Origin of the sequence: Streptococcus sp. 2020WUSS084, assembly GCF_044427445.1 — a bacterium.
GTDB classification, from domain to species: Bacteria; Bacillota; Bacilli; order Lactobacillales; family Streptococcaceae; genus Streptococcus; species Streptococcus suis.
The window spans coordinates 35,127-61,682 of sequence record NZ_JAOTGC010000002.1 but is presented as its reverse complement, the minus strand read 5'-3'; the positions used below and the strand labels follow the sequence as shown (position 1 = coordinate 61,682).

Here is a 26,556-nt window from a genome sequence, read left to right as displayed (position 1 = left end):
CAAATCAAGTCAACAACGGCTGAGTTTGATTTTCGAAGAGTATTAGTTTCCAATAGCAAAAGTCAACACCCCCGACGCAGCCAGTTTTCCGCCCACTTCTGCCTTTGCCTCAACGACCGCAATGGTTCCACGGCGTTTGACAAATTTAACTGTCATGATTAACTGGTCACCAGGTACAACTTGCTTCTTAAATTTAACCTTATCCATGCCGGCATAAAAGACCAGCTTGCCCTTGTTTTCTTCCTTGGACAATTCCAAGACACCTGCGGTTTGTGCCAAAGCCTCCATGATGAGAACACCTGGCATGACAGGATAGTCTGGGAAATGCCCGTTGAAAAAAGGCTCGTTAATGGTCACATTTTTGAGGGCGACAATCTCATCTTCCGATACTTCAAGGACACGATCGACCAAGAGCATTGGATAGCGATGAGGAAGAGCCTCTTTAATTTTCAAAATATCAATCATTTGATGCGTACCAATCCTTGTCCAAATTCTACAACGTCCTGGTTAGCCACCAAAATCTCTGTGACCACACCGTCACGGTCAGCAGGCACTTCGTTCATGACCTTCATGGCTTCGATAATCATGAGAGTCTGCCCTTTTTTGACCGTATCGCCAACTGCTACAAAGGCTGGCTTGTCAGGGGCTGGCGACAAATAAGCCACGCCGACCAAGGGACTTTCCACTACCGTACCTTCTGCCATAGAGCTTGCACCTGCTTCTACTGGAGCTGGCTCACTGGTTTCGACTGCTGGCACAGGAGCTGGGCTTGCAGGAGCTACTGGAACAAGCGGAGCTTCTACTGTTGGACTCGGAGCAACTGCCTGTTTGTTTTTACTAAAGTGCAAGGTTTCCCCAGCATTGCTATATGAAAATTCTCGCAAACTTGACTGGTCAAACTGACTCATCAAGTCCTTTATTTCTGTAATATTCACTTAAGCCTCCCAACGTTTGAAAGCAATCACCGAGTTGTGACCTCCAAAGCCAAATGTATTTGAAATGGCATGGCGGATTTCCATATCACGCCCTTGACCATAGATGACATCCGCCTCAATGTAATCAGACAACTCTATCGTACCAGCTGTCTTTGGCGCATGAGAGTGACGCATAGCTTCAATAACCGCCGCCGCTTCAACTGCACCCGCAGCCCCCAACAAGTGACCTGTGAAGGACTTGGTGGAAGAAACTGGCGTGTTCTTGCCGAAGACGGATACGATAGCTTGGCTTTCCCCTTTTTCATTAGCCTGTGTCGAAGTACCATGAGCATTGATATAGTCAATATCAGCTGGCTCTAAACCTGCTTCTGAAATGGCCAACTTCATGGCCTTAATAGCACCCAGACCTTCTGGATGTGGAGAAGTCATGTGGTGGGCATCGCAGGTATTTCCATAGCCAACGATTTCAGCCAAAATCGTCGCTCCACGCGCCTCTGCGTGTTCCAAACTTTCCAATACTAAAACCGCGGAACCCTCTCCCATGACAAAACCATTGCGGTCCTTGTCAAAGGGAATAGACGCACGTTCCGGATCCTCAGTAGTCGACATAGCTGTCAAAGCTTGGAAACCACCGATTGCAAACGGAGTAATGGCTGCTTCTGCTCCACCTGCCAACATGACATCTTGGAAACCAAACTTGATTTCACGAAAAGCCTCTCCTAAGGCATCATTTGACGAAGCACAGGCTGTGATGATACACTTGCAGACGCCATTTGCACCGACCTGCATAGCAATATTTCCAGCCGCCATGTTTGGCAAGGCTTTTGGAAGAGCCATGGGACGAATGCGTTTTGGACCTTTTTCGTTCATCCGAGCAACTTGCTCTTCAATTTCCAAAATACCACCGATACCTGTTGATAAGATAACGCCAAAACGGTCACTATCCACTGTCTCTGTATCCAGCTGTGCATTAGCAATCGCTTCTTTAGCTGCATAGAGTGCGTAGAGCGAGTAATTATCGTAGCGATTTGTATCTTTTTTAACGAAATATTTGTCAAAAGGAAAATCTTTTAACTCCGCTGCATTCAGTACGCTGTACTCGCTGGTATCAAACTTGGTAATCTTTCCGATCCCAATTTTCCCTGCTTTCAAACTATTCCAGAACTCCTCTGGCGTATTTCCGATTGGAGATGTCAGACCGTAGCCTGTTACTACTACACGATTTAATTTTGTCATTTTCAAACCTCTCTTAAAATAACACACAAAACAACATTGAATTTATAGTGCGTTATTACAGTCTTTCAGTTTACTTTTAGTACTCGCTCTAACTGTCTGGGAGACAGTTAGGGTCGGAGATAAAGCGAACCAAGTTCACATCAAAAGCTGCAGACAGCTTCAATAGTCCAGTGGACTATTGAAGATTGGAAATCGTACTTACGATAGTAAATAACGCTCCGTTAGTACAGCAAAGCGAGTTCAAACAATCCAATAGATTGTTTGAAGCTGGAAATCTGGAAACGTAGTTTCCTCGCTCGTCGAAGTAATAAAAGATAAACTGGAAGACTGGATTACTGCATGGTCAAGCCGCCGTCAACCGCAATCACCTGTCCTGTTAGATATTCTTGCTTGGCAAGGAATACAGCAACATCAGCTACTTCTTCTGTCACACCAAAACGTTTCATAGGAATTTGTGCAGTCATAGCTTCTTTAATCTTGTCAGATAAAACATCTGTCATATCAGACTGGATAAAGCCCGGCGCAATCGCATTGACACGAACATTTCGCCCAGCAACCTCACGGGCAATGGCTTTGGTAAATCCAATCACACCTGCCTTTGAAGCAGCATAGTTGGCCTGTCCAGCATTTCCAATCAAGCCAGATACACTTGACAGATTGATAATAGCACCCTCACGAGCCTTTGTCATTGGTTTCAAAACAGCCTGCGTCATATTAAAAGTTCCAGTAAGATTTACCTTCAGAACCGTATTAAAATCCTCTTCTGTCATACGAAGAGCCATACCGTCTTTGGTAATCCCTGCATTGTTGACCAAAATATCGACGCTACCGAGGGTTTCGATGGCTTCTGCTACCATTCGTTTGGCATCTTCCGCGCTTGAAATATCTCCTGAAATAGCTAGGACTTTCACACCGTAATCTGCAAAGCTATCCAGAATATCTTGCCCTAATTGACCACGACCGTTCAGCACCACATTGGCACCAAGACTGGCAAACTTATGGGCAATAGCCAAGCCGATTCCTCGACTTGAACCTGTTACAAAAACATTTTTATTTGTTAATTCCATGATTCCTCCTCATGATTTGTTTAATACTATTTGTAGCCCCGCTATATCTTCAATTGCTACAACATGCGCTGTCTTATCGATTTTCTTGACAAAACCGGACAAGACCTTGCCTGGACCGATTTCAATAAAGTTAGTCACGCCAGCTTCCTGCATGGTTGTGATTGACTCATAGAAACGAACTGGTTCCATCACTTGACGGGTCAAGAGGGACTTGATGTCCTCTTTTTTCATGACCTTGGCTTCCGTATTGCCGACCAACTCTACTTGGAAGTCCGCAAATTCCACCTGCTCCAAGGCCTGAGCCAATTGCTCCGAAGCTGGTTGCAGGAGAGCCGTGTGAAAGGGGCCAGATACATTGAGCGGAATCATCCGTTTGACACCTGCTTCCTTCAGCAATTCAACCGCCTCATCCACTGCAGCCACCTCGCCTCCGATGACGATTTGGGCCGGTGTGTTGTAGTTGGCTGGGGAAACAATCCCAGAGGTAACAGTCGAACAGATTTCTTCAATCAGGTTGACATCTGTGTTGAGAACAGCAACCATCTTACCAGTTCCTGCTGGCGCAGCTGTTTCCATATATTCACCACGCTTAGCAATCAGGGCAATCGCATCTTCAAAGGCCAATGCTCCCGATGCCACCAGAGCTGAATATTCTCCCAAGGATAGACCAGCTACCATATCAGGTTGTATTCCCTTTTCTACCAACAAACGATAGATAGCTAGGGAAGTTGTCAAAATAGCAGGCTGGGTATAGCGAGTCTGATGTAATTTATCCTCTTGATTGTCAATTAGGTCGCGAATGTCATACCCCAGAATCTGACTAGCCTGGTCAAACGTTTCTCTAACTATCAGGGAATATTCGTAAAGGTCGCGAGCCATCCCCACTGTCTGAGCCCCTTGACCTGCAAAAAGAAAAGCTGTCTTTGTCATCCTATTCTCCAACCGAAGCCCAACGGCTTGCCTCTTCTCTAATCACTTTGGCTGCTCCATAATAGATGTCTTTCAAAATATCTTCACAAGATTCTTCTTTAGAAACCAGACCAGCAATTTGACCTGCCATCACGGAGCCATTTGTTACATCACCATCAACAACTGCATTGCGGAGTGCTCCCGCACCAAGTTCTTCAATAGCATCTGCCGAAATTTTACCTGCCAAGAAATCTTTCTCTGCAGCTGCATAAGCAGATGACAACTTATTCTTGATGGCTCTCACAGGATGTCCTACAATAGAAGCAGATACAGTTGTATCAATATCCTTAGCTTTTAAAACTTTTTCCTTATAAGCCTGATGGGCATTGGACTCTGTAGCTACTACAAAACGAGTTCCAACTTGCACCGCTTCTGCTCCCAACATAAAGGCTGCCGCTGCACCTGCACCATCTGCAATACCTCCAGCAGCAATAACAGGAATAGATACGGCTTCAACAACCTGACGAACCAAGGTCATGGTGGTCAATTTACCAATATGGCCTCCGGCTTCCATACCTTCAGCAATAACAGCATCTACCCCTAATTTTTCCATGCGTTTAGCAAGGGCTACACTCGGTACAACAGGAATAACTGTAATCCCTGCAGCATGGAGACGCTCCATATACTTCCCTGGATTTCCTGCTCCTGTGGTAACAACTTTCACACCTTCTTCGATGACCAAGTCAACAATGTCATCCGCAAAAGGAGACAAAAGCATGATATTGACACCGAAAGGTTTGTCCGTGATAGATTTAACCTTGTCAATATTTGCCTTGACCACCTCTTTGGGAGCATTTCCTCCGCCGATGATTCCTAGACCACCGGCATTAGATACGGCACCAGCCAAATCTCCATCAGCTACCCAAGCCATACCACCTTGAAAAATTGGATACTTAATATCGAGCAATTCTGTTATTTTCGTCTTCATAATTCCCTCATCTTTTTTTCTTGCTTACCTAATCATTTGAATATCAAATCATTAGGTAAACAAGTGAAGGGTTGCCCCCTCACTCAAAAATAGTTTGATATTTCAATGTTTTGATTATCAAAGTATTTAATTTAAGAAAAATGCTAAATAGCACTTTCCTTAACAGTCATTATTTTGTTTTTTCTTCAACGTAGGCAACCAAATCGCCTACAGTAGTCAAACCTTCTTCAGTGTCGATTTGGATGTCGAATGCATCTTCGATTTCAGAGATAACTTGGAAAAGATCCAATGAATCTGCGTCCAAATCTTCAAAGGTTGTTGTAAGGGTTACTTCTTCAGCATCCTTACCTAATTCTTCAACGATGATTTCCTGTACTTTTTCAAATACTGCCATGATATGTGTCTCCTTTTGGAAAATAAAATATTTTAATCTTGCCTAGGGCAAGGAATTAACTAAAGTTGTAAGAGTAGAGTTCCCCATGTGAGGCCTCCACCGAAACCAGCCATGAGAATAGTCTGGCTTCCATCCAATCGCAACGTTCCGCTCTCTACACATTCTGATAAGAGAATAGGAAGACTTGCTGCGCTGGTATTGCCATATTTATCCATATTTGCTGGAAATTTTTCACGCGCCACTCCCAATTTACGAGCCATCTTATCCAGGATACGTATATTGGCTTGATGGAGCAAGAAATAATCAACACTATCCACAGTCATATCAGCTTGTTCTAACAGCTCTGCCATGGTTGCCGTAACATCCCTCGTCGCAAATTCAAATATAGCTCTGCCCTCCATTTGGATAAAGGGTTGTTGACGGCTTTGTGTCGAGAATGGCGTCTCTTTCTGGTCTATCCCTGCTGTCAGACTAGCACCTCGACCGCCATCCGTTCGCAAGATTTCTGCTAAAAAGGTCGGTTGTTCACACGCTTCCAGCAAAACTCCTCCAGCACCATCTCCAAATAAAACAGCCGTTGATCGATCCGACCAGTCGACAGACCTAGATAGGGTCTCTGCACCAATGACAAGTCCTCTCTTATAGACTCCTGAAGCAAGTAATTTTTCCGCTGTTGATAGCGCAAAAACAAATCCTGAACAAGCTGCAACGAGATCATAGGCGAAAGCTTTTTTCGCGCCAATTGCTGCTTGGACCATAGCTGCCGTAGATGGCATTGAAGCATCTGGAGTAATCGTTGCTACGATGATGAAGTCAATTTCACTAGCATCTAGCTGAGACTTTTCCAGTAATTTTCTAGCCACTTGACTAGCCAAATCACTCGTCGTCTCTCCAGTAACAATGTGTCGTTGACCGATACCTGTACGGCTACGAATCCACTCATCACTGGTCTCCATTCGTTGAGCCAAATCATCATTGGTCACAATCTTCTTCGGAAGATAGTGGGCCACCTGACTGATTTTAGCATGGTTTCTCATTTCAAATCCTCCAAGAAGTGATAGAGTTTCATGAGTCCTTTTTTCATTACCTGATACTCTGCATCATCCATACCATCTGTAATCTGCTTAACCATTTCATTGTGAAATCGTTGATGCAAACGATAGACCAGTCGACCTTTTTTGGTCAGGTAGAGATGAACAACTCGCCGATCTTTGGTCGAACGAATACGTTCCACGTATCCTTTTCTTTCCAAATTGTTCAAGCTAGTTGTAACAGTACCTAAGGTTACCATCAAAGTCCGAGCAACATCACTCGGAGTAGCTCCATCAATACTTCCTATCACATCAATCGTGTGCATTTCCTTAATCGAAATATCATTGAATCGGCTACCACGCAGACTTGTTTCTTCAATCACCAACACATTGTTAAAAATGGCCGTTAGATATTCATTTACTTTTGGATTTTCCAAAACAGGCCTCCTTTACTTTGATAGTCAAAGTATAAACCATAAAACTTTGATTGTCAAACATTTTTTACTAATTTAAAAATTAATCTCCCGTAAACACTGGTCTACGTCGTTCTGCATGCGCTCGAACTCCCTCTTTAAAATCCTCTTTATAGGCCAATGTTTCTTGCAAATCCAGCTCTAATCGGCGATAAGACTCCCAGTCTTTAAATTGACTTTCCCATGTCAGTTGCTTGATTGCTGCATAAGAATTTACTGAGCCTCGCAAGAGTTTTTTTATGACCTGGGCAACCGTCTTTTCTAGTTTTTCTGGCTCTGCCAATTTATAAATAATCCCATATTCTAAAGCCTTATCCGCTGATAAGCCCTCTCCAGTCATCGCCAAGTGACTAGCACGATTAACCCCAATAGCACGACTCAGTAGAAAGAGCCCCCCCGCATCCGGCGCAAGTCCAACGCCTACAAAGGCTTGGATGAATTTTGTCTTGCTGGAGGCAATAACAAAATCAGCTGCCACTGCCATATTAGCCGCGGCTCCGGCCACTGCCCCATCTGTCACCATAATGACCACTTTAGACAATTTCTTCATCGCAAACGAAATATCATTCACCAGCTCTGCTATTTTTACCAAAGAAGCAATATCATCATCATCAACTGCACGTTTCATCTCAACTAAATCTCCACCCACGGAGAAAATGGAACCCTGTGCTTGAATTTGTAAAATTTTGACGGAGGCATCCCCTTCTGCAAGGCGGATTGCTTCTAAGATTTCTTCACACATAGGAATATTAAAACCATTTGCCACTTCCGGTCTGTTTAAAGTTAGAATCGCTACGGAATCAATTACTTCATAACGAATTGTTTGATAGGCCATTCTCTTGCTCCTTTCAAAATAGTTTGATAATTAAAAGATTTGAATATCAAACTTCAATTTCTTGTTTTCCATTGTAACATAGTTTTTAAAATTGTCACTTTTTTCTAGCAAGGAAAGTGTGACGTCCGAAAAAGATGGAGGCCATCATCGCAATATAAAATTTAGATATGCTAGAAAATAACGTGTCTAAGAACCTATATTCACACGCAAAGCGCCTTGGCTTTTTCACTCATCAAGGTAGTTTTGCGGGAAATACTGACTGTATTTTGAAAAAACAACCTCAATATGCAAGTCTGAACTGTAAATTATAGGCTCTAAGTTTAATTTACAACTTTCATTTTTTCACGTTAATACTTTTGGAAGATTTAACTGGATTCTGAGCTAGAAATACCATTTTTCACGAGAACTGATGCTTGGACTACAATATAATATTGCTTAAAATCGCAATAAGTCAAAGGCATCTTCAAGATTGTCTACCAATTTGTCTGCTTTCGACTGATCAATTCCATAATGCTGGTCTCGAATAGCCCAAACTGTCAAACCTGCTTTTTTAGCCGCTTCAATCCCCTTCGCACTATCTTCAAATACTAAAATGTCCGATTTAGCTACTCCTGTTGCACTAGCTGCTTTCATATAAACTGTGGGATCTGGTTTTGGGGCCTCACAATCCATCGCTGAGAAAACATGACTAAAGTGAAAGCGTATACCAGCATCTAGTAGAGCACGTTCGATTTCTGAACGGTCGGTATTTGAAGCCAAAACTACAGGAATACCTTGGATAGTTAGTCTCTCCAATACCGCTTTAACTTCAGGAAAAATCCTCTCTGCATAAGGGGTTGGTCGCTTTTCTTTATACACACGATATTCTTCTTCCAAGGCAGGGACATCCCAGTTATCATAATCATCCCCTAAAATCCGTTGCCAAATTTGACTAGCTCTTCCGCCGACAAATATAGATGGATCCAAATGATCAACCGATAAACCTTTTGTCGCTAAAAAATCCGCTCGACGTTGAAAATAGAATGTTTCTGTATCAAAAAGTACACCATCCATGTCGAAAATAATTGCTTTTACCATACTCGCCTCCTATTACTTTAATTGTAACACAGTTGAAAGAAAAAAATGTTTTTCTGAAATTTTCATACTTGTCTCTTGTTCGTTTTTCGATAAAATTCTTGGCAAGATTTGTCTGAACATACTGACAATTTCATATCATTCTGCTATAATAGAAAAAAATATCCAAGGAGATGAGAATGAAAGTTATTAAATTTGGAGGAAGCTCACTTGCTTCAGCTGGACAGTTAGAAAAAGTTTTCAATATTGTTCAATCTGATTCAGAACGTCGCTTTGTTGTGGTGTCTGCACCTGGAAAACGCAATGCCGAGGATACTAAAGTTACTGATGCGTTGATTAAATATTATAAAGAATATGTTAACGGAAAAGATGTGACTGCCAGTCAAGAATGGATCATCAACCGTTATCAAGCAATGGTTGACGAACTTGGTTTCACAGCTAACAGCATGAAGAAAATTGCAGACAGCATCATCTCTTTGGCCAGCCTACCAATTGATGATAACGAATTCCTTTACGACGCATTCTTAGCAGCTGGTGAAGATAATAATGCCAAATTGATTGCCGAATATTTTACCCACAGAGGATTGCCTGCACGCTATGTCCATCCTAAAAAAGCTGGTATTATTGTCAGCTCCGAACCAGGAAATGCTCGCATTTTGCCTTCAAGTTATGACAAAATCGAAGAGCTTCGTGATACAGATGAAGTACTCATTATCCCAGGATTTTTCGGTGTAACTGTTGATAACCAGATTTGTACCTTCTCACGAGGTGGATCGGACATTACAGGTTCCATCATTGCTGCCGGGGTCAAGGCTGACCTCTATGAAAACTTTACAGATGTCGATGGTATTTTTGCAGCCCATCCTGGCATCATTAAAAATCCACATTCAATCAAAGAATTGACCTATCGTGAAATGCGAGAATTAGCTTATGCAGGTTTCTCCGTCCTCCACGATGAAGCCCTCCTTCCTGCCTATCGCGGACGAATTCCATTGGTTATCAAAAACACCAATAACCCAACTCACCCTGGTACCCGAATTGTACACAAACATACCGAGCAAACAGTTCCTGTTGTCGGTATTGCTGCAGACGATGGTTTTGTCAGCATTAACTTGTCCAAATACTTGATGAACCGTGAAGTTGGTTTTGGTCGCAAGGTGTTGCAAATTCTCGAAGATCTCAATATTCGCTGGGAGCACATGCCGACCGGTATTGACGATTTATCCATCGTAGTCCGTGAGCGTGAATTGACTCCCATCAAGGAAGAAGAGATCCTTCGTCAACTCAATACGAAAATGGAAGTTGACAAGGCCGAAATCGAACATGGTTTATCTATTATCATGATTGTTGGTGAAAATATGAAGAGCCATGTCGGTGTAACAGCTACCGCTACCACTGCCCTCTCTAAACAAAATGTCAACTTGGCAATGATTTCACAGGGAGCCAGTGAAGTTTCTGTTATGTTCGTTGTCAAAACCGAAGAAAAGAAACGCGCTCTGCACGCACTCTATGAAGCTTTTTTTAACGAGCAATAATCACAACGAGGTCGGTCAGTTCCCTCTTCATACTCTTCGAAAATCAAAACCAGACGTTGTTGACTTGATTTGATGAGTGTCAAGCTCCATTGGAGCTAGTCTGATTTTAATTTTCATTGAGTACCAATTAAAATTTGAATAAACAAAAATAGCTTAGAATCAACGTTTCTGACGATGCAATTCTAAGCTATTTTTTATACTCAATGAAAATCAAAAGTAGCCTAGGAAACGAAGTCGAAAATAGAACTGGAGTTCATCAAGGCAAGTTGACAACGGATAATTTTGATTTTCGAAGAGTATTAGGCTTTTTGACCAGACTCATTATAGTCTTTTAGTTTACTTTTAGTACTCGCTCCAACTATCTGGGAGATAGTTGGAGACTGGGGACAAAGTGAACGATGTTCACATCAAAAGCCACAGGCATAACTCAAGGCTTTCTTATTTCTAGGTGACCAGCTGATGTACTTCGCTTTTTTGTTTTCAGGCTCAGGTACGAATAGTCCGCTGGACTATTCGTATCCCCCAGATTGCTTGCAAAGCAAGTCACTTTTACAAAATCAGGCAAGGCGAGTTCAAACAATCCAGTGGAGTGTTTGAAGTTGGAAATATGGAAACGATATTTCCTCGATTGTCGAAGTAATAAAAGTCAACTAAATGACGATATTTGTATTATAGACAATCTCTAGGCAATACCTCTCTAATATTTTAGCCTTCTATCCTAGTGAAAGAGGCGGATTATCGTCACGTTTACTCAAAAATTCGAGGTAGGCGATCTGTCAAAAGACAAACTACCTCGTAATTTATGGTTCCGATATGATCAGCCCACTCCTGAACAGAGATCGTTTTATCTCCATCTTGACCGATTAGGGTGACTTTTTGACCAAGCGGATAAGCATGAGGTAAACGAATGGTGATCTGGTCCATCGAAATACGCCCTACAATTTCACAGGCCTGCCCATCAACTAGGACTGATAAGCCTTGTAAGCTTCGTACGAGACCATCTGCATATCCTATCGGAACGGTCGCAATCCATTCTGAATCGACGCTGTGATAAGTAGCTCCGTAGCCAATTGTTGTGCCAGCTTCAACCTGCTTTACATGAACAATTTCAGATACGAGAGATAAGGCTGGTTGAACATCAAACGGGAGTTCTAGTACTCGTCCACTTGGATTAAGTCCATAAAGAATGTTTCCCAAACGAACCAGGTTAAATACTGTATCAGCATGCCAAATGCTTGTTGCTGAATTGCTGGCATGAATCCAGCGCGGAGTAATTGGTAGAACATCCAAAAATTCTTTAAAAACAGACAGTTGACTATCGAAGTGCGCCTGATCAACCTCATCCGCAGTAGCAAAATGAGTATAGACTCCTTCGATATCATACTCTAATTCTTCAAGGATAGCAATCGCTTGTAGCAAATCGGCTATTTTTCTAAAACCAATCCGCCCCATACCTGTATCCAGCTTAAGATGGACAGTTAGACCAGATAAATCAGCCTCTAAGTCTTTTGCATCTTGCAACCAGTCCAGACTAGCAACTGTCACACTGATATTGAGTTGATGAGCTACTGGTAAAAAACGTACAGGAACCACTCCTAAAATCAAGATAGGATGCTCAATACCTGCTTTACGTAACTCTAATGCTTCATCCAAATTCGAAACACAAAAACCAGCTGCTTGACTGGATAACTTTTTCGCTACCGCAATAGCTCCATGACCATAAGCATTCGCCTTAACAACAGCAAATGCTTCGGTCTTAGGGGGCAAGTTGGTCATTACATGCTCGAAATTTTCCGCAATCGCATCTAAGTTAACCCGAATTTGCGTGGGTCGATGTTCACTTTCAATCATCTTTCTCCTCCAAAATCACACTAGCTTGTACAAAATTTCCTGAATGGCTAATGCTGAGCCAAATATTCCCATCAAAGGGACTCTTCGTCACATAGGGAACTCCTTTGCTGGTATTCAGAATTTCAATATCATGAAATCCTATCTTACCAATACCTGTCCCCAAGGCCTTGGTCAGCGCTTCTTTGGCTGACCAACGTCCAGCTAAATATTCTAGCTGACGGCGACCGGACAGACTTTGATACCGTTCAAATTCCTTCTCTGTGAGAATCTTTTTGGGAAACCCTTGGTGTTTGATTCTGGCACTTTCAATCGCCTCCATATCCTGAAGGTCAATGCCATGTCCTACTATCATTAATCGGTCTCCTTTTGCATAGTCATTTCATTTATTAAAATAAACGAACTGACTCTAGTGACTTGTCTAAAAATTGCAAAAGGACTGGACAGCCGTCCAGTCCACGCGTCATTCCTATTTACGGCCGTGACAATTTTTAAATTTCTTACCAGACTGGCATGGGCATGGATCGTTACGATCAACACCTTCAAAAGATACATTCTCCTGAATTGCATGCGATTGGTTCGGCATAATATTCTTAACAGCTGTCGTATGTGCTTCTTGACTTGTACGCTCACGCTCAATATTGTCATGAATTTGCGCCTTCATCATCAAACGGGTTACTTCAAACTCGATAGCCCCAATCATATCGTTGAACATAGTAAATGCTTCTGATTGATATTCAACGATTGGATTGTTTTGAGCGTATCCACGAAGACTAACTGCATTGCGCAATTGATCCAAGGCATCAATATGGTCTGTCCATTTGTTATCCACAACACGAAGGATAAGAACTTTCTGGAATTCGCGTACACGTTCTTCATCGCGTAATTTTTTCACTTGCGAATCATAGACTCTCAAAGCACGTTCATAGAGCTCTTCGACAATCTCTTTCTGATTCATTGCTTCAAAAGTAGCTTTACTCAAGGTATCATCTTCAACGAGATTTGCATGCGCAAATTTGATAATTCCATCAATAGCTTCATCTTTCGAACCAAGGAAGTGACCCGCAACTTGGCGTTCAATCGTCCGTTTCATCATCGCTTTGATTTCAGGAGCCAAATCACGGTCAGCAGTAATAACATCCTGGCGTTGGCGATAGATGATTTCACGTTGCTCACGCATCACATCGTCATATTGAAGGACTTGTTTACGTGAGTCGTAGTTGTTTCCTTCCACACGCTTCTGAGCAGATTCAACTTGACGTGTCAACATTTTAGACTTGATAACAGACTCTTCTTCTGTTAGATTCATACGCTCCATAAATACTTTGATGCGTTCTGAACCAAAGCGTTTCATCAAGTCATCTTCGAGAGATAGATAGAATTGTGATTCACCTGGGTCACCTTGACGACCTGAACGTCCACGAAGCTGGTTATCAATACGACGACTTTCATGGCGCTCAGTACCAATAACACATAGCCCACCAAGTTCACGTACACCTGGACCTAACTTAATATCGGTACCGCGTCCCGCCATGTTGGTCGCAATAGTGACCGCACCACGCTGACCAGCATTCATAATAATCTGCGCTTCACGATAGTGGTTTTTAGCATTCAATACTTCGTGAGGGACACCTGCAGCTACCAATTTTTGAGAAATCAAATCAGAAGTTTCAACCGCAACTGTACCGACCAAGACAGGTTGCCCTTTCTCATAGCGTCTCTTCACATCAGCAATAACGGCATTGAATTTGTATTCTAGACTTGGATAGAGTAAATCTTCGTGGTCAACACGCGCGATTGGGCGGTTGGTTGGAATTGGTACAACACGGATGTTGTAGATTTCACGGAATTCTTCCTCTTCTGTTTTACCAGTACCCGTCATCCCTGATAATTTTTTATACATACGGAAAAGGTTTTGGTAGGTAATAGAGGCACTTGTCTTAGACTCGTTTTGAACCGGTACACCTTCCTTAGCTTCGATGGCTTGGTGAAGTCCATCAGAATAGCGACGACCTTCCATCGTACGACCTGTAAATGGATCGATAATCATGACCTCTTGGTCTTCATTGACCAGATAGTCAATATCATAGGTCATGATGTAGTTGGCACGAAGTGCATTATCCAAGAAATGGGTAATGGCTACATTTTCAATATCGTAGAGGTTATCTAACTTGAAGAATTTCTCTGCTTTGTCAATACCTGAATCAGACAGACCAATCGTTTTAGATGGAATATCAATGATGTAATCTTCTGTTGTCAAAGATTTAACAAGATTATCTGCCAAGAAATACAACTGGTTTGTTTCAGAACCTTGTGCACCAGATACAATCAACGGCGTACGAGCTTCGTCAATCAAGATTGAGTCAACTTCATCGACCAAGGCGTAATTGAGAGGACGTTGAACCATGTCCTCTGCGCGCACAACCATATTGTCTCGGAGGTAGTCAAAACCAATCTCTGAGTTGGTCGAATAAGTAATATCGCAGTTATAGGCCTCACGTTTTTCCAAGGGTGATTTAGCAGCTAAGTTGATACCAACTGATAGACCAAGCCATGAGTACAATTCACCCATTTCAGTCGCATCACGAGTAGAAAGATACTCGTTAACCGTCACTACGTGAACACCTTGACCAGACAAGGCATTCAAATAAACAGGCATCGTTGCAGTCAGAGTCTTACCTTCACCTGTACGCATTTCTGGAACGTCACCGTTGTGAAGAACGATTCCTCCCATAACCTGAACCTTGTAGGGATAGAGGCCCAATACGCGACGAGCTCCTTCACGAACTACCGCATAAGCTTCGTACAAAAGATCGTCGAGGGATTCACCGTTATTGTATCGCTCCTTAAATTCTGCTGTCTTAGCTTGCAACTGTTCATCAGTCAGCGCTTCCATTTCATCGGCATACGAGAAGACCTTGTCTGCCATTTTCTCAAGTTTTCTTAGCTCTCCCTTATCATTTTCAATGAGAGAACGAAGTACATTTGTTACCATATCATTCATCCTATTTCAGTTTTAGTCAATAATATATTGTAGCAGAAAACTAGGCAATTTTCAAGGTTTGGCACTAGGATACAGCCTAAATAAATGAAAATGCTAGCTTAATATTACTATTTTTACCACAAAACACCTCCTAGTCACAATAACTCCTAGGAGGTGAAAAATTTATGAAATTTTAAATGAGGAATCTGCGATATATCGGAGATTTAGAAATTCATTAAAAGCTCAGTTGTCATATTATTCAGTTAATAAAAGCTCACATGAATAATTTTCTACACAAAGATAAATATTATCTTCAACCTGTGTTAATATATTATTTTCCTCGAGAAAAATATCTCATGAAGAAACTAGTAGATAAAGCTACCCAAATTGTTACTAAGCTGTTAAGTACATTTTCCGAAGTAAAGACCTCTTTTTTCTCTGGCTCTCGATTCTCAATTGTTGCATTCGAATCAACCACTTTTTCTTCCTCAACAGGATTATTAATACGTTCAGGAGAAGTCGGCACTTTCACCTCGCCAGCTACTGCACTTCTCTCTTGAGGAGAAGTTGCAACGCCTACAGGCTCAACTGTTGAAATTGCTTCTCCAAGCACAGACCGGGGTTGAATCACCGTGGCTGAACCAGCATCTTGAACATGAATATCTGATGTCGGAACAGAACCTGCCTCATGAGTATTTGCTTCAACTCCATTTGACACAGTTACAGCTACTTCTTTGTCTAAACGTTCATTTTTAGGAACCTCTAAAGTAGGCGATACAAAACTCACTTGTGGAGCAGAAACCCGTGATTCAGCTACTTCTTGACTAGCTGTCACCGTCTCTGTAGGTGTTGTTTCCGGTGAAGGTTGAGACGCTGAATTACTTTCAACTACACTTGATTCTGTTACTTCTGTTGCCACATCTGTAGAAATAGTTTCCGATGAAGGTTGGGATGCTGAACTACTCTCAGCTACACTTGGTTCTGTTACTTCTGTTGCCGCATCTGTAGGAGCAATTTCTGATGAAGTTGGGATTTCAGAACTTACTTGTGGAACAGAAACCGAAGTTCCAGCCATTTCTTGACTAGTTGTTACTGCCTCTGTAGAATTTGTTTCCGGTGAAGTTGGGGATGCTGAATCACTCTCAACTACACTTGGTTCTGTTACTTCTGTTGCTACATCTGTAGGTGTTGTTTCTGATGAAGTTTGGATTTCAGAACTTACTTGTGGAGCAGAAACTGATGATTCAGCCATTTCTTGACTAGCTACCACCACCTCTGTAGAATTTGTTTCCAGTGAAGTTGGGGATGCTGAATCACTCTCAACTACACTTGATTCTGTTACCTCATCTGCAGGAGCTGTTTCTGATGAAGTTGGGATTTCAGAACTTACTTGTGGAACAGAAACCGAAGTTCCAGCCATTTCTTGACTAGTTGTTACCACCTCGGCAGATTTCTCCAAACGTGGAGTATCTTCTTGAGCATCAGAATTTTTGTTCTCATTTGCTAATGAAGCATCCGATGATACCTCAGATACAATTGTTTTTTCTACTTCTTCTGATTCAGCAGAAACTTTTTCTGATGGAGTTGTCCTATCCACAGCCTCCTCCACTCGAGATTCTACAGAAGCTAGACTTCCCGTGTTCTTAGTTATTTCAGGAGACAAAACTGTATTAGCCGACACTTCATTCGATTCTTTCTCAAAGGAACTAGATGAAGTCTCTGTTTTATCCTCTAACTCAGTTTTAGCTTGTAGTGCCTTAGGAGCTGCTGGTGTTTGTTGAGAAGGAGCAGCTGAGATTGTTTCCTGTGTTGAAGGAGTTCCTTCAAGCTCCTCAGATTGCTGTGCAGAATTAACACTTGGAGCTGAAGCATCCTTGGAATTTTGGCTGACTTCATCAGAATTAGCTTGGTTTTCTTGCAATTCATTTCGGTTTCTATCATCATCCGAATTTGTGTTATTTTTCTGACGATTCTTTAGATAACTTTGATAAGTTTCTCCTTCCGAAAATTCTTTTCCAGCCTTCGCATTCATTTGCCCCAAGAACACTCGAGCTAAATCCATTGAATTTTCGAGTGCTTTAAATTCTTCTTCTGTAATCTTGGAGAGAGCACTCAATTTATCAATATCAGAATTGACAAATTGTAAAACACGATCATACCCCTCTTGTTTATCATCTTTATCGTCTTTATCCGTTGCTTTCGTTTCTTCTACTTTACGTTTCAAAGCTTTATAGATGTCTAGCAAATGATTTTTCTTATTTTCTGTTATATAAGTTGGCTCAACATATGCAATATGATCCAAACCAACCAAGGACTTTTCTTTGTTGAACAACAGTAAGTCTGCTGTTTTTTGTTTCATAGCCCAACTCTCATAATTACTATCAATAATCATGTAGTTACGCTCCGCTTTAGGCTCTTGTCCTGCCTCAACAACATCATAACTATCCTCACCAATAGTAGAAAAGTGTTTTTCACTATATTTAGCTGAGCGCTGATGCTTATTCTCTGTAATAAAACCTGTACCGTCAATGGTGTGCCACTTTTTATCATAATAAACACGCGCTGTAGCATGCGGGACACCTTCTGCATTTTTCCCAACAACAACATAAGCAGGAAGCCCTAACATATTAAATGCACGGGCCGCAGTAGTGCTGAAACCTACACACATCGCTTTCTGACGTTCAGTAACCGCGAACAAATCTGATCCTAAGTAGTAATTGATGTCTGCATAATTTTGAACAGCCTTATTAGCAGCTTCCCAATCATATGTTGTATGATTGGCAACATACTGAACAAATGCCTTAACTTTATCGCGTTCACTTGATTGCTTCATAGCTTCTGAGGACTCTATCAACTTATGAATCAAGTCATCATTTGCTATAAAACGCTCTTTGGTAACGTTTATATTTTTAACTGAATTATGAGTATATTTACTATAATCCTCATAGTACTTATTATCAACCGTAAGACCATGCGAGTAAATAGTCATTCCATTAATATTTTTCAAACTATTCTCAGCAGTTCCTAGACCCGCAGCATTTAATAACTGCCGTTTATTGGAGTCAAGCTCAATCTTAAATAGTGCATGAATCCGTTTTGGCTCCATACTATTATGTAAGTCGCCATTGCCCGAAAACCTCAACTCTCTCATCTGATTACGATATTCTTCCTCATTATGAGCAATAACATCACCCTTGTTCATAACAAGGATATGTGGAAAGTCATGAATATTTTGAGTAACTTTATCGTTTATTACTAAAAAATCGTTGTTTTCTCCAAATTTTTTCAATTCATCCCAAGTTGATAATGTTCCCAGTCGATTTTCAAATCCTAATTTTAAAACATGAAATTGGGATTGGTTTTGGAAGTGCACTTTCAATTTTTCGGAAAATGTTTCCCAGTTCAGAACCTCTATTTTATTGGTGTTTTTTTGTGATTGTAAATGTAAGTTTTCATCTGCAAAAACAACCGGTTGTGATGCTCCGATAGATGCAAGCGCAAGAACCGAAGTAGAAAGGGTAAGTGTCAAAATAAGCCAGCGCTTACCATGCTGTTGAATTGGAATCATAAGTCCTCCATATAAATACTTCTGAGAATAATTTCCCAGCCTAAAATTTGCATCCCAATTGTAACACTTTTAACTATCTTTTTTCTGCTATCTATCTGTGCTTTTCCTGTTTTTATAGACTTTAGTGTCTCCGCATCATTACTTTAGATATAGCGTTTTCATACAATTGAGAAACAACAACTTTCCTCTGGTTAAAAAATATCACTACACTATCGCCAATAAAAAGATTTTCAACCTTGCTTATGAATAATCATCAAAAATTGTGGAACTCGTTTCTCTTTTTCATACCCGATGAACTCCAACAATGGCAAACTCTAATCTTTTATAGTCATCGTTAGTTTTTTGAGGCGCTGTTTCGGCTCAAAAACTTAAATTGAAGAGTTGTTGACGAACTCTTTTTCTACCATTTGTCAAGTTCATCAAGGTATTTGACGAAAAATATTTTGTGTCTCGTAATCCAAATAAGGAAATTGTTTTATTTTGGACTAAAGTTTAGTGTAAAAAGTGCATACAAAACCAACACCTTATGTTGAAATTTTTTGATAAGGTGTTACAATGATATGGCAAGGATTGGTATGACTGGCTGAAGCGATATTGTGGATACACTTGAACAGAATCTTTCTAGCGTAGGGATTGCCACGCTTGGTAATGTGTTCCTTAGCGAGGAAGTTACCAGATTCATAGTGTCTCAGGTCAATACCGATAAAGGCATTGATTTGATTGGCAGACTGAAAACGACGAATATCTCCCAGTTCACCAATAATACTTGTTGCAGTAGTCTCAGCTATTCCAGGAATAGAGAGCAGAATGTCATATTCAGGTAATGGCTGAGCTAGTTCCACCATTTGGTCTAAGACTGCTTGTCTCTGTTCAGAAAGCCGAAGCAATTCTTTTGCATAGTAATGCACCTCTTCCAGTATTGGAGAGGTTTTCTTGACGGCACAATAAGATTGATTAGCTAGTACTGTCAGCTTCTCAGCTAAGTACGCCACACGCTTGTCAGAAATCCGTTTTGAAGTGGACTGACGAATGCTTTCTGAGAGTTTATCCTTGCTTAACTCAAGTACGCAGTCCTTACAAGGAAAAGCTATAACTAAGTTCCAGTATTGTTCGCCAGATGGTGTCGATAAGATATTTTCCAATTCAGGAAAAGTGACTTGTAAGACCTTGTGCAGACGGTTTTTAGCTCGAACAATGTCCTCGGTCAGATTCTGATAGAAACGGCTGAGATCCCGCAAGTTTTGGTAGACTTCTTCTTGGACATAAGTGGGTTTACGATTCAGCACAAATTGAGATTGAGCCAGTTTTTCAGCGTCAATTTGATCTGTTTTCCGCACACGCAAGCTATCCAGTTGCTTCTTGGCTTCTAAGGGATTGAGTCGTGTATAAGCGTAGCCATGTTCATCCAGAAAAGCTTGAAGACGACGAGAATAGACGCCTGTTGCTTCAAAGATGATTTCTGGCTTATGGACGGTTCTCAAATCGCCAAGTAGCCGAGCAAAGCCGATGGCGTCATTGGACATGGTGTAGTTATGTACCTTCTCGCCGTTGACTAGAATGGCCGCTTCTGAACTTACCTTACTCACATCAATCCCGAAAACTGCACGCATGATATTACCTCTTTGTCTTGAATGATTCCTTGTTTTAGAGATGTCATTTTCAATACTCGACGTCTAGCGTCCCACATACTTTGATAACATTCTTCCTAAAACAGGTGTCTTGCCAGTTTTTATTGCGACGTCTAGCGTCAAAAGCACCCTCGACTTAACAAGACACCACTACTTTATCATAAAGAAAAAGTAATGAGTACTTTCTCCCGTCGGAGATTTCCTCACTACTAATCTTAGTATGTTTTAAGCCGGTCTGATTCTTTCCTACTCCCAAAGACTGCCTTGATTAACAAACGGCTATCTCTTATGAATACAGTTTTTTAGGTAAAAAGAGGTGAGAGTTACATAAAAACTCTCACCTCACTGTCAAGTTATTGTGATAATAAAACAACTTCACCCAATATTCTTCTTCAATATAATATCTATCGCCAAAGTACAAATGAATCTGTTCACATAAACAATTATGAATTTCTTGACACCTGTTTTGCCAAAGCAAAATTCCCAAGAGTTGCAGAACCATTTTCAGCAACAGCTGGCGTTACGATATATTCTTTGACATCTGGTGTTGGGAGATAATCGTTCATCAAACCAACAAACTTCTCACGTACACGATTAAGCATGTGCTCTTGAGCCATAACTCCTCCACCAAATACAATTACTTGCGGACGATAAAGCAAGGTTGCCTGTACTGCTGCTTGAGCAATGTAGTAAGCCTGCACATCCCAAACGTCTGAGTTGAGCTCGATTAATTCACCACGAATACCTGTACGACCTTCAAGAGAAGGACCTGCAGCTAAGCCTTCCAAACACCCATTGTGGAATGGACACATTCCTTTAAATTCATGTTTTACATCATAAGGGTGTAGGGCAACATAAGTATGACCCGCTTCGGTATGACCCAAGCCACCGATAAACTCACCATTCTGAATAGCACCTGCACCAATACCTGTACCGATTGTATAGTAAACTAAGCTCTTTACCCCTTTACGAACCAATGTTTCACCAAAAGCTGATGAATTCACATCTGTCGTGAAGTAGAATGGAATGTTAAATTCCTTAGCAATCAGACCAAGTAAATCAATATTTGACCAGTGTGGTTTTGGTGTCGAAGTGATATAACCATAAGTCTGTGAGTTTTGATCAATATCAATTGGACCGAAAGAACCTATCGCAATACCTGCCAAACGATCTTCATAGCGCTTGAAGAATTCAACCGTTCTCTCAATCGTTTCATAAGGAGTTGTCGTTGGAAATTGCGTTTTTTCAACAACTTGAAAGTTCTCATCGCCTACTGCACAAACAAACTTTGTACCACCAGCTTCTAAACTACCATATAATTTTGTCATTTGATTGTCTCCAAAATTTTTATCACTTTTATTATAACATATAAGCAAACAGAAGAAAAAGGCTGAAAGCCTTTTTCCTGTTAATTATGTAGTAGAGGCAGACTCTACAAATCGATTTTATATAAGATTACTTAGCTACTTTCAAGAATTCTACACCGTGAGCGATTGTTCCCTCTGCAAGTGGAGATACTTCTGCAAAGTCAGCTGTGTTGGTCACGATGATCATGGTTGTATCATCAAGACCTGCTTCTGCAATCTTAGTTGCATCAAATTTAGCAATCGGAGTACCAGCTTTTACTTTATCACCTGCTGCCACCAATTTTTCAAATCCATTACCGTTCATTGATACAGTATCAATACCGATGTGAATTAAAAGTTCAGCACCAGACGCTGTTTTCAATCCGTAAGCATGGCCTGTTTCAAAAGCAATTGTTACTTCTGCATCTGCTGGAGCGTAAACAACACCCTCAGACGGTTTAACAGCCAAACCTTTACCCATAGCTCCTGATGAGAAGACTGGGTCATTAACATTTTCAAGGGCAACAACGTCACCTGAAAGTGGAGATACAAGAGTTTCTTGTGCAGTAAAGATTTCTGCAGTTTCTTCAACTTCTTCTGAAGTTTCAACTACAGACGCTGTCACTGCTGCCGCAGCTGCTGTTGCTGCTTCATCAGCGAAAACTGCTGATGCTTTTGTCTTGCCATAAACGTAAGTAAAGGCAAAGGCAGCAGCAAAAGCAATCACCTCAGCAACTACATACATTGGGATAGAAGATGCTTTGATTGAGAGGAATCCAATGAAACCTGCTGCCCCAAGAGATACAGCGATAACATGAGTCAAACCTGCAAAGAGGGCACCGATAGCCGAACCTGCAAGAGCACAGAAGAATGGGAATCTGTACTTCAAGTTAACTCCGAAGAGGGCCGGTTCTGTAATTCCAAGGAAGGCAGAAACTGCTGCTGAACCGGACAAACCTTTTGTTTTTGCATTTTTTGTCAAGAAATAGATAGCAAAAGTTGCAGCACCTTGTGCAACGTTAGCCATTGAAGCAACTACAAAGATGTAGTCTCCATATCCTGTACCATTATTGTTGTAAGCAGACAAAAGTTGTGTCTCGATGGCTGGGAATGATTGGTGAAGACCAGTCATTACGATCAATGAGTAAGTACCACCAAAGATACTCATACCCAACGCACCAGTTGTATCGTACAACCAAACAATTGCGTTAGTAATCGCATCAGATACGGTCAACATCACAGGACCGATGACTGTAAATGTCAAGAAACCTGTAATCATTACTGACAATAATGGTGTGAATGTAAAGTCAACTGCTGATGGCAACTTCTTGTGGAAGAATTTTTCAAGCGTCGCAAGAAGCCATACTGCTGCAAGAACCGGAATAACCTGATATGCATAGTTTGTTTGAGCTACTTGGAAACCAAAAATATCCCAAAAAGCTTCTTTACCACCCAAATCTGGAGTGGTCATGATCATACCAATAGCCGCACCGAGGAATTGGTTTGCACCAAAGCGTTTCGCAGCGGAGATACCTACAAGGACTGGCAAGAACATGAATGGAGCTGCTGACATCAATTGAATCATCGCAGAAATGCCTTGGATAGCAGGATACATTTCCTCAATTGATTTTGGACCAAATAAATCTGGGGAAGTCAAGAAGTTACGAAGCGCCATCAATAGACCACCAGCAACGAGAGCCGGAATGATTGGCACAAAGATATCTGACAAGAGCTTGATCAAGTCCATCAATGGATTGAACTTCTTATCTTGCGCTGCAATCTGTTTCAAATCATCTGTTGAAACTTCTTTTAAGCCTGTAGCCTTGATGAGCTCTGCATATACAAAGTTTACATCACCAGGTCCGATGATAACTTGATACTGACCATTCGTACTGAATGTCCCTTTGACATCTGCATTGTCATCGAGGGCTTTTTGGTTCACTTTGGATTCATCCTTCAGAACCAAACGAAGACGAGTAGCACAGTGTGCTGCCGCAACTAGATTATCTTTCCCAACCGCTTCGATCACTTCGGCAGAAACTTTTTTATAATCCATTTACAAAAATCTCCTTATTAAATATTTTTTCATTTTTTTGAAAGTGTTTTCAAACTTTCGATGATTTTATTATATCACTTTTATAAAATATGTCAAACGTTTATCACATTTTGTTTCAATTTTATCCAAAAACATTGTTAAAACTTGATTTTTTGCAAGAAAACGTTTACTATATTAATGAAAAACTAGAAAAATTGGAGAAAATTATGGCATTTACAACAGAGGAGCGTTACAGAGCTTATGCTGACTGGACACCCGAATATATTGAAAAAATAAAGAAGAATACAGAGAATTCTCCTTGGAGGACAAATTTCCATATTGAAACACCACACGGACTGTTAAATGATCCAAATGGATTTTCTTATTTTAATGGAAAGTGGACGCTTTTTTACCAATACTTCCCATTCGGTGCTGCGCACGGATTAAAATCTTGGGTTCATACAGAGTCAACGGATTTGGTCCATTTTGAAGAAACTGGTACGGTTATGTACCCAGATACACCACTTGATAGCCACGGTGCCTACTCTGGATCTGCCATGGAATTTGGCGACAAGCTCTTCCTCTTCTATACTGGAAATGTCCGCGATGAAAATTGGGTTCGCCATCCATACCAAATCGGTGCCTTGATGGATAAAGATGGTAAGATTGAAAAGATTGATAAAGTCTTGATTGAGCAACCAGAAGATACCACCGACCATTTCCGTGATCCACAAATTTTCAACTATAAAGGGCAATATTACGCTATCGTCGGTGGACAAAATCTGGATAAAAAGGGAATTGTCAAACTTTATAAAGCTGAAAATAACGACTACCTCAACTGGTCCTATATTGGTGACCTAGATTTTGCCAATGATATGACCGCTTATATGATGGAATGCCCAAATATTGCGTTCGTCGGTGAGCAACCCATCCTTCTCTACTGTCCACAAGGCTTGGACAAAGAGGTATTGGACTATGGCAATATCTATCCAAATATGTACAAGATTGGTCAGAGTTTCGTTCCTGAAACAGCAAGCATTGTCGAACCGAGCGAATTGATCAATCTGGACTATGGTTTTGAGTGCTATGCAACCCAGGCCTTTAATGCACCAGACGGTCGAACTCTATCTGTTAGCTGGTTGGCACTTCCAGATGTGGAATACCCAACCGATGCTTATGACTACCAAGGCTGTCTGTCATTGGTTAAAGAATTAACCATCAAGGACGGTAAGCTCTACCAATATCCAGTCGATGCGATTACCAGTCTTCGTAAAGAAGCTCAGCCATTTTCAGCCCAAAAAGAAACCAATAATGTTTACGAATTGGAACTTGATTTTTCAGCGGGCACGAAGCACGAAATCGTATTGTTCGCAAATGAAGCAGAAAAAGGCTTGGTCTTGTCTGTAGACACTGAACAAGGCCAGATTACATTGGACCGTGGCAACTGTGGTCAGCCATTCGCACTCGATTTCGGTACAAGTCGCTCTTGCGAGATTTCTCCAGGAGCTCTCACAGCCAATATCTTCATCGACAAATCTGTCTTTGAAATCTTTATCAATAAAGGAGAGAAAGTATTTTCTGGTCGTGTCTTCCCTGATGCGGATCAGTCTGGTATCGTCATTACGACTGGTAATCCGACCGGAACCTACTACCATTTAGATTATGGTCGCAAAACTAACTGATGTCGCACAGCTCGCTGGGGTCAGCCCAACAACTGTCTCGCGCGTTATCAATAAAAAAGGATACCTATCTGAAAAAACCATTCGCAATGTCGAAGAGGCTATGCGTGAACTGGGCTACAAACCTAATAATTTAGCTCGTAGTTTGCAAGGTAAATCTGCAAAATTAGTTGGTCTCATCTTCCCAACAATAAACAATATTTTTTATTCTGAATTGATTAGCCATTTAGAAAAAGAGCTTTTTGATCGAGGCTATAAAACCATTATTTGCAATAGCCAGCACGAGTCCGATAAGGAACGTGAGTATCTAGAAATGTTAGCAGCTAACCAAGTAGATGGGATTATCTCGGGCAGTCACAATCTCGGTATCCAAGACTACGACCGTGTCGTAGCTCCAATTATCGCTTTTGACCGCAACCTCTCTCCTTCCATTCCCATTGTCTCTTCCGATAATTTTGCTGGCGGGGTATTAGCTGCCCAAACCTTACAAAAAGCGGGATGTCACAATCCATTAATGATTACGGGGAACGATGATTCCAATTCACCTACCGGCCTTCGCCAAGTAGGTTTCACATCTATTTTGAACAAAGCCGAAGTTTTTCATATCTCCAGTGATTTCTCACCTGTGCGCAAGGAGATGGAAATCCGAGCCATTCTTGAAAAGCAAAAACCAGATGGTATCTTTGTATCTGGCGATGCAACGGCTATGCTGGTATGGAACGTCATTCGTTCCATGAAACTGTCTATTCCAGAGGATATTAAATTGATTGGTTATGATGGAACCAGTTTCATCGAAAACTACTACCCTCAACTGACAACTATCAAGCAACCATTAACCGAAATAGCTCGCCTGCTGGTTGAACTATTAGTTGATAAAATCGAAGGAAAAAAACTGACAAAAACAGACTATATCCTGCCGATTAGCCTACTAGCAGGAGCTAGTATATAAAAAAAGCTGTACCTAATAAAAATTAGGTGCAGCTTTTTTGTGA

Annotated in this window: 20 protein-coding genes and 1 pseudogene; 3 read left to right on the top strand and 18 right to left on the bottom strand. The window is 41.2% G+C overall.

The annotated features are described in order from the left end of the window. Positions 1–42: 42 nt before the first annotated feature. From fabZ to ODU50_RS01605, 11 genes are all read right to left on the bottom strand, one after another. Positions 43–465 carry a 3-hydroxyacyl-ACP dehydratase FabZ gene (gene fabZ, locus ODU50_RS01655; protein WP_105153502.1) on the bottom strand — a complete coding sequence of 141 codons (423 nt, stop codon included), beginning with the start codon at positions 463–465 and terminating at the stop codon, positions 43–45. Continuing rightward, positions 462–935: an acetyl-CoA carboxylase biotin carboxyl carrier protein gene (gene accB, locus ODU50_RS01650; RefSeq protein WP_105153503.1), complete on the bottom strand. Its 474-nt coding sequence runs from the start codon at positions 933–935 to the stop codon at positions 462–464. The genes fabZ and accB overlap by 4 nt, the downstream gene beginning before the upstream one ends. Further along, positions 936–2,171, bottom strand: coding sequence for a beta-ketoacyl-ACP synthase II (fabF, locus tag ODU50_RS01645; protein ID WP_105153504.1), 1,236 nt, complete (start codon positions 2,169–2,171; stop codon positions 936–938). 332 nt (positions 2,172–2,503) lie between these two features. Continuing rightward, the gene (gene fabG, locus ODU50_RS01640; protein WP_105153505.1) at positions 2,504–3,238 is read right to left on the bottom strand and encodes a 3-oxoacyl-[acyl-carrier-protein] reductase; all 735 of its coding nucleotides are present in this window, start codon (positions 3,236–3,238) and stop codon (positions 2,504–2,506) included. Between the two features lie 9 nt (positions 3,239–3,247). Then, entirely contained in the window at positions 3,248–4,168 is a 921-nt protein-coding gene (fabD, locus tag ODU50_RS01635) for an ACP S-malonyltransferase (RefSeq protein ID WP_105153506.1), read from the bottom strand. A gap of 1 nt (position 4,169) precedes the next feature. Further along, positions 4,170–5,135 (bottom strand): enoyl-[acyl-carrier-protein] reductase FabK, encoded by a 966-nt coding sequence (fabK, locus tag ODU50_RS01630; RefSeq protein ID WP_002938889.1) that lies wholly within the window; start codon positions 5,133–5,135, stop codon positions 4,170–4,172. Positions 5,136–5,304: 169 nt separating this feature from the next. Beyond that, on the bottom strand, positions 5,305–5,529 hold the full coding sequence (locus ODU50_RS01625) for an acyl carrier protein (RefSeq protein ID WP_002938891.1): 225 nt from the start codon (positions 5,527–5,529) through the stop codon (positions 5,305–5,307). Positions 5,530–5,588: 59 nt separating this feature from the next. After that, on the bottom strand, positions 5,589–6,566 hold the full coding sequence (locus ODU50_RS01620; RefSeq protein ID WP_029751760.1) for a beta-ketoacyl-ACP synthase III: 978 nt from the start codon (positions 6,564–6,566) through the stop codon (positions 5,589–5,591). Continuing rightward, complete coding sequence (locus ODU50_RS01615; RefSeq protein WP_398581290.1) at positions 6,563–6,997, bottom strand: MarR family winged helix-turn-helix transcriptional regulator; 435 nt, start codon at positions 6,995–6,997, stop codon at positions 6,563–6,565. Before ODU50_RS01615 ends, ODU50_RS01620 begins: the two co-directional genes overlap by 4 nt. A gap of 79 nt (positions 6,998–7,076) precedes the next feature. Next, positions 7,077–7,868, bottom strand: a complete 792-nt coding sequence (locus ODU50_RS01610; RefSeq protein ID WP_014736313.1) for an enoyl-CoA hydratase — start codon at positions 7,866–7,868, stop codon at positions 7,077–7,079. Between the two features lie 435 nt (positions 7,869–8,303). Continuing rightward, a complete protein-coding gene (locus tag ODU50_RS01605) occupies positions 8,304–8,945 on the bottom strand; it encodes an HAD family phosphatase (protein ID WP_012027715.1) in 642 nt (213 codons plus the stop codon). A gap of 176 nt (positions 8,946–9,121) precedes the next feature. Between ODU50_RS01605 and ODU50_RS01600 the strand changes: the two genes are divergently transcribed. After that, entirely contained in the window at positions 9,122–10,477 is a 1,356-nt protein-coding gene (locus ODU50_RS01600) for an aspartate kinase (RefSeq protein WP_002942489.1), read from the top strand. A gap of 747 nt (positions 10,478–11,224) precedes the next feature. Here the strand turns inward: ODU50_RS01600 and alr are convergent. The 7 genes and pseudogenes from alr to ODU50_RS01565 form a co-directional block, all read right to left on the bottom strand. Next, positions 11,225–12,328 carry an alanine racemase gene (alr, locus tag ODU50_RS01595; protein ID WP_398581289.1) on the bottom strand — a complete coding sequence of 368 codons (1,104 nt, stop codon included), beginning with the start codon at positions 12,326–12,328 and terminating at the stop codon, positions 11,225–11,227. After that, complete coding sequence (gene acpS, locus ODU50_RS01590) at positions 12,321–12,680, bottom strand: holo-ACP synthase (protein WP_024388956.1); 360 nt, start codon at positions 12,678–12,680, stop codon at positions 12,321–12,323. Before acpS ends, alr begins: the two co-directional genes overlap by 8 nt. Positions 12,681–12,794: 114 nt before the next feature. Next, complete coding sequence (gene secA, locus ODU50_RS01585) at positions 12,795–15,320, bottom strand: preprotein translocase subunit SecA (RefSeq protein WP_002938259.1); 2,526 nt, start codon at positions 15,318–15,320, stop codon at positions 12,795–12,797. 319 nt (positions 15,321–15,639) lie between these two features. Next, positions 15,640–18,876 carry a transglutaminase domain-containing protein gene (locus tag ODU50_RS01580; protein ID WP_203181235.1) on the bottom strand — a complete coding sequence of 1,079 codons (3,237 nt, stop codon included), beginning with the start codon at positions 18,874–18,876 and terminating at the stop codon, positions 15,640–15,642. A 557-nt stretch (positions 18,877–19,433) separates the two neighbouring features. Next, positions 19,434–20,486: pseudogene (locus tag ODU50_RS01575) on the bottom strand (IS110 family transposase); the annotation flags it as partial. Positions 20,487–20,947: 461 nt separating this feature from the next. Continuing rightward, a complete protein-coding gene (scrK, locus tag ODU50_RS01570) occupies positions 20,948–21,832 on the bottom strand; it encodes a fructokinase ScrK (protein ID WP_002938265.1) in 885 nt (294 codons plus the stop codon). A 127-nt stretch (positions 21,833–21,959) separates the two neighbouring features. Beyond that, entirely contained in the window at positions 21,960–23,906 is a 1,947-nt protein-coding gene (locus ODU50_RS01565) for a sucrose-specific PTS transporter subunit IIBC (RefSeq protein WP_105153513.1), read from the bottom strand. Between the two features lie 206 nt (positions 23,907–24,112). On the opposite strand from ODU50_RS01565, the gene ODU50_RS01560 reads away from it, so the two are divergent. Both ODU50_RS01560 and ODU50_RS01555 read left to right on the top strand, forming a co-directional pair. Further along, positions 24,113–25,567, top strand: a complete 1,455-nt coding sequence (locus tag ODU50_RS01560; RefSeq protein WP_105095599.1) for a sucrose-6-phosphate hydrolase — start codon at positions 24,113–24,115, stop codon at positions 25,565–25,567. Continuing rightward, positions 25,548–26,513, top strand: a complete 966-nt coding sequence (locus ODU50_RS01555; protein WP_002938271.1) for a LacI family DNA-binding transcriptional regulator — start codon at positions 25,548–25,550, stop codon at positions 26,511–26,513. Before ODU50_RS01560 ends, ODU50_RS01555 begins: the two co-directional genes overlap by 20 nt. The last annotated feature ends 43 nt before the right edge of the window (positions 26,514–26,556 follow it).

Bases quoted from the DNA above. Each gene is read 5' to 3' on its own strand.
- fabZ (WP_105153502.1), bottom strand. From the start codon at position 465: ATGATTGATATTTTGAAAATTAAAGAGGCTCTTCCTCATCGCTATCCA.
- fabF (WP_105153504.1), bottom strand. From the start codon at position 2,171: ATGACAAAATTAAATCGTGTAGTAGTAACAGGCTACGGTCTGACATCT.
- fabG (WP_105153505.1), bottom strand. From the start codon at position 3,238: ATGGAATTAACAAATAAAAATGTTTTTGTAACAGGTTCAAGTCGAGGA.
- fabD (WP_105153506.1), bottom strand. From the start codon at position 4,168: ATGACAAAGACAGCTTTTCTTTTTGCAGGTCAAGGGGCTCAGACAGTG.
- fabK (WP_002938889.1), bottom strand. From the start codon at position 5,135: ATGAAGACGAAAATAACAGAATTGCTCGATATTAAGTATCCAATTTTT.
- ODU50_RS01625 (WP_002938891.1), bottom strand. From the start codon at position 5,529: ATGGCAGTATTTGAAAAAGTACAGGAAATCATCGTTGAAGAATTAGGT.
- ODU50_RS01620 (WP_029751760.1), bottom strand. From the start codon at position 6,566: ATGAGAAACCATGCTAAAATCAGTCAGGTGGCCCACTATCTTCCGAAG.
- ODU50_RS01610 (WP_014736313.1), bottom strand. From the start codon at position 7,868: ATGGCCTATCAAACAATTCGTTATGAAGTAATTGATTCCGTAGCGATT.
- ODU50_RS01605 (WP_012027715.1), bottom strand. From the start codon at position 8,945: ATGGTAAAAGCAATTATTTTCGACATGGATGGTGTACTTTTTGATACA.
- ODU50_RS01600 (WP_002942489.1), top strand. From the start codon at position 9,122: ATGAAAGTTATTAAATTTGGAGGAAGCTCACTTGCTTCAGCTGGACAG.
- alr (WP_398581289.1), bottom strand. From the start codon at position 12,328: ATGATTGAAAGTGAACATCGACCCACGCAAATTCGGGTTAACTTAGAT.
- acpS (WP_024388956.1), bottom strand. From the start codon at position 12,680: ATGATAGTAGGACATGGCATTGACCTTCAGGATATGGAGGCGATTGAA.
- secA (WP_002938259.1), bottom strand. From the start codon at position 15,320: ATGGTAACAAATGTACTTCGTTCTCTCATTGAAAATGATAAGGGAGAG.
- ODU50_RS01580 (WP_203181235.1), bottom strand. From the start codon at position 18,876: ATGATTCCAATTCAACAGCATGGTAAGCGCTGGCTTATTTTGACACTT.
- scrK (WP_002938265.1), bottom strand. From the start codon at position 21,832: ATGACAAAATTATATGGTAGTTTAGAAGCTGGTGGTACAAAGTTTGTT.
- ODU50_RS01565 (WP_105153513.1), bottom strand. From the start codon at position 23,906: ATGGATTATAAAAAAGTTTCTGCCGAAGTGATCGAAGCGGTTGGGAAA.
- ODU50_RS01560 (WP_105095599.1), top strand. From the start codon at position 24,113: ATGGCATTTACAACAGAGGAGCGTTACAGAGCTTATGCTGACTGGACA.
- ODU50_RS01555 (WP_002938271.1), top strand. From the start codon at position 25,548: ATGGTCGCAAAACTAACTGATGTCGCACAGCTCGCTGGGGTCAGCCCA.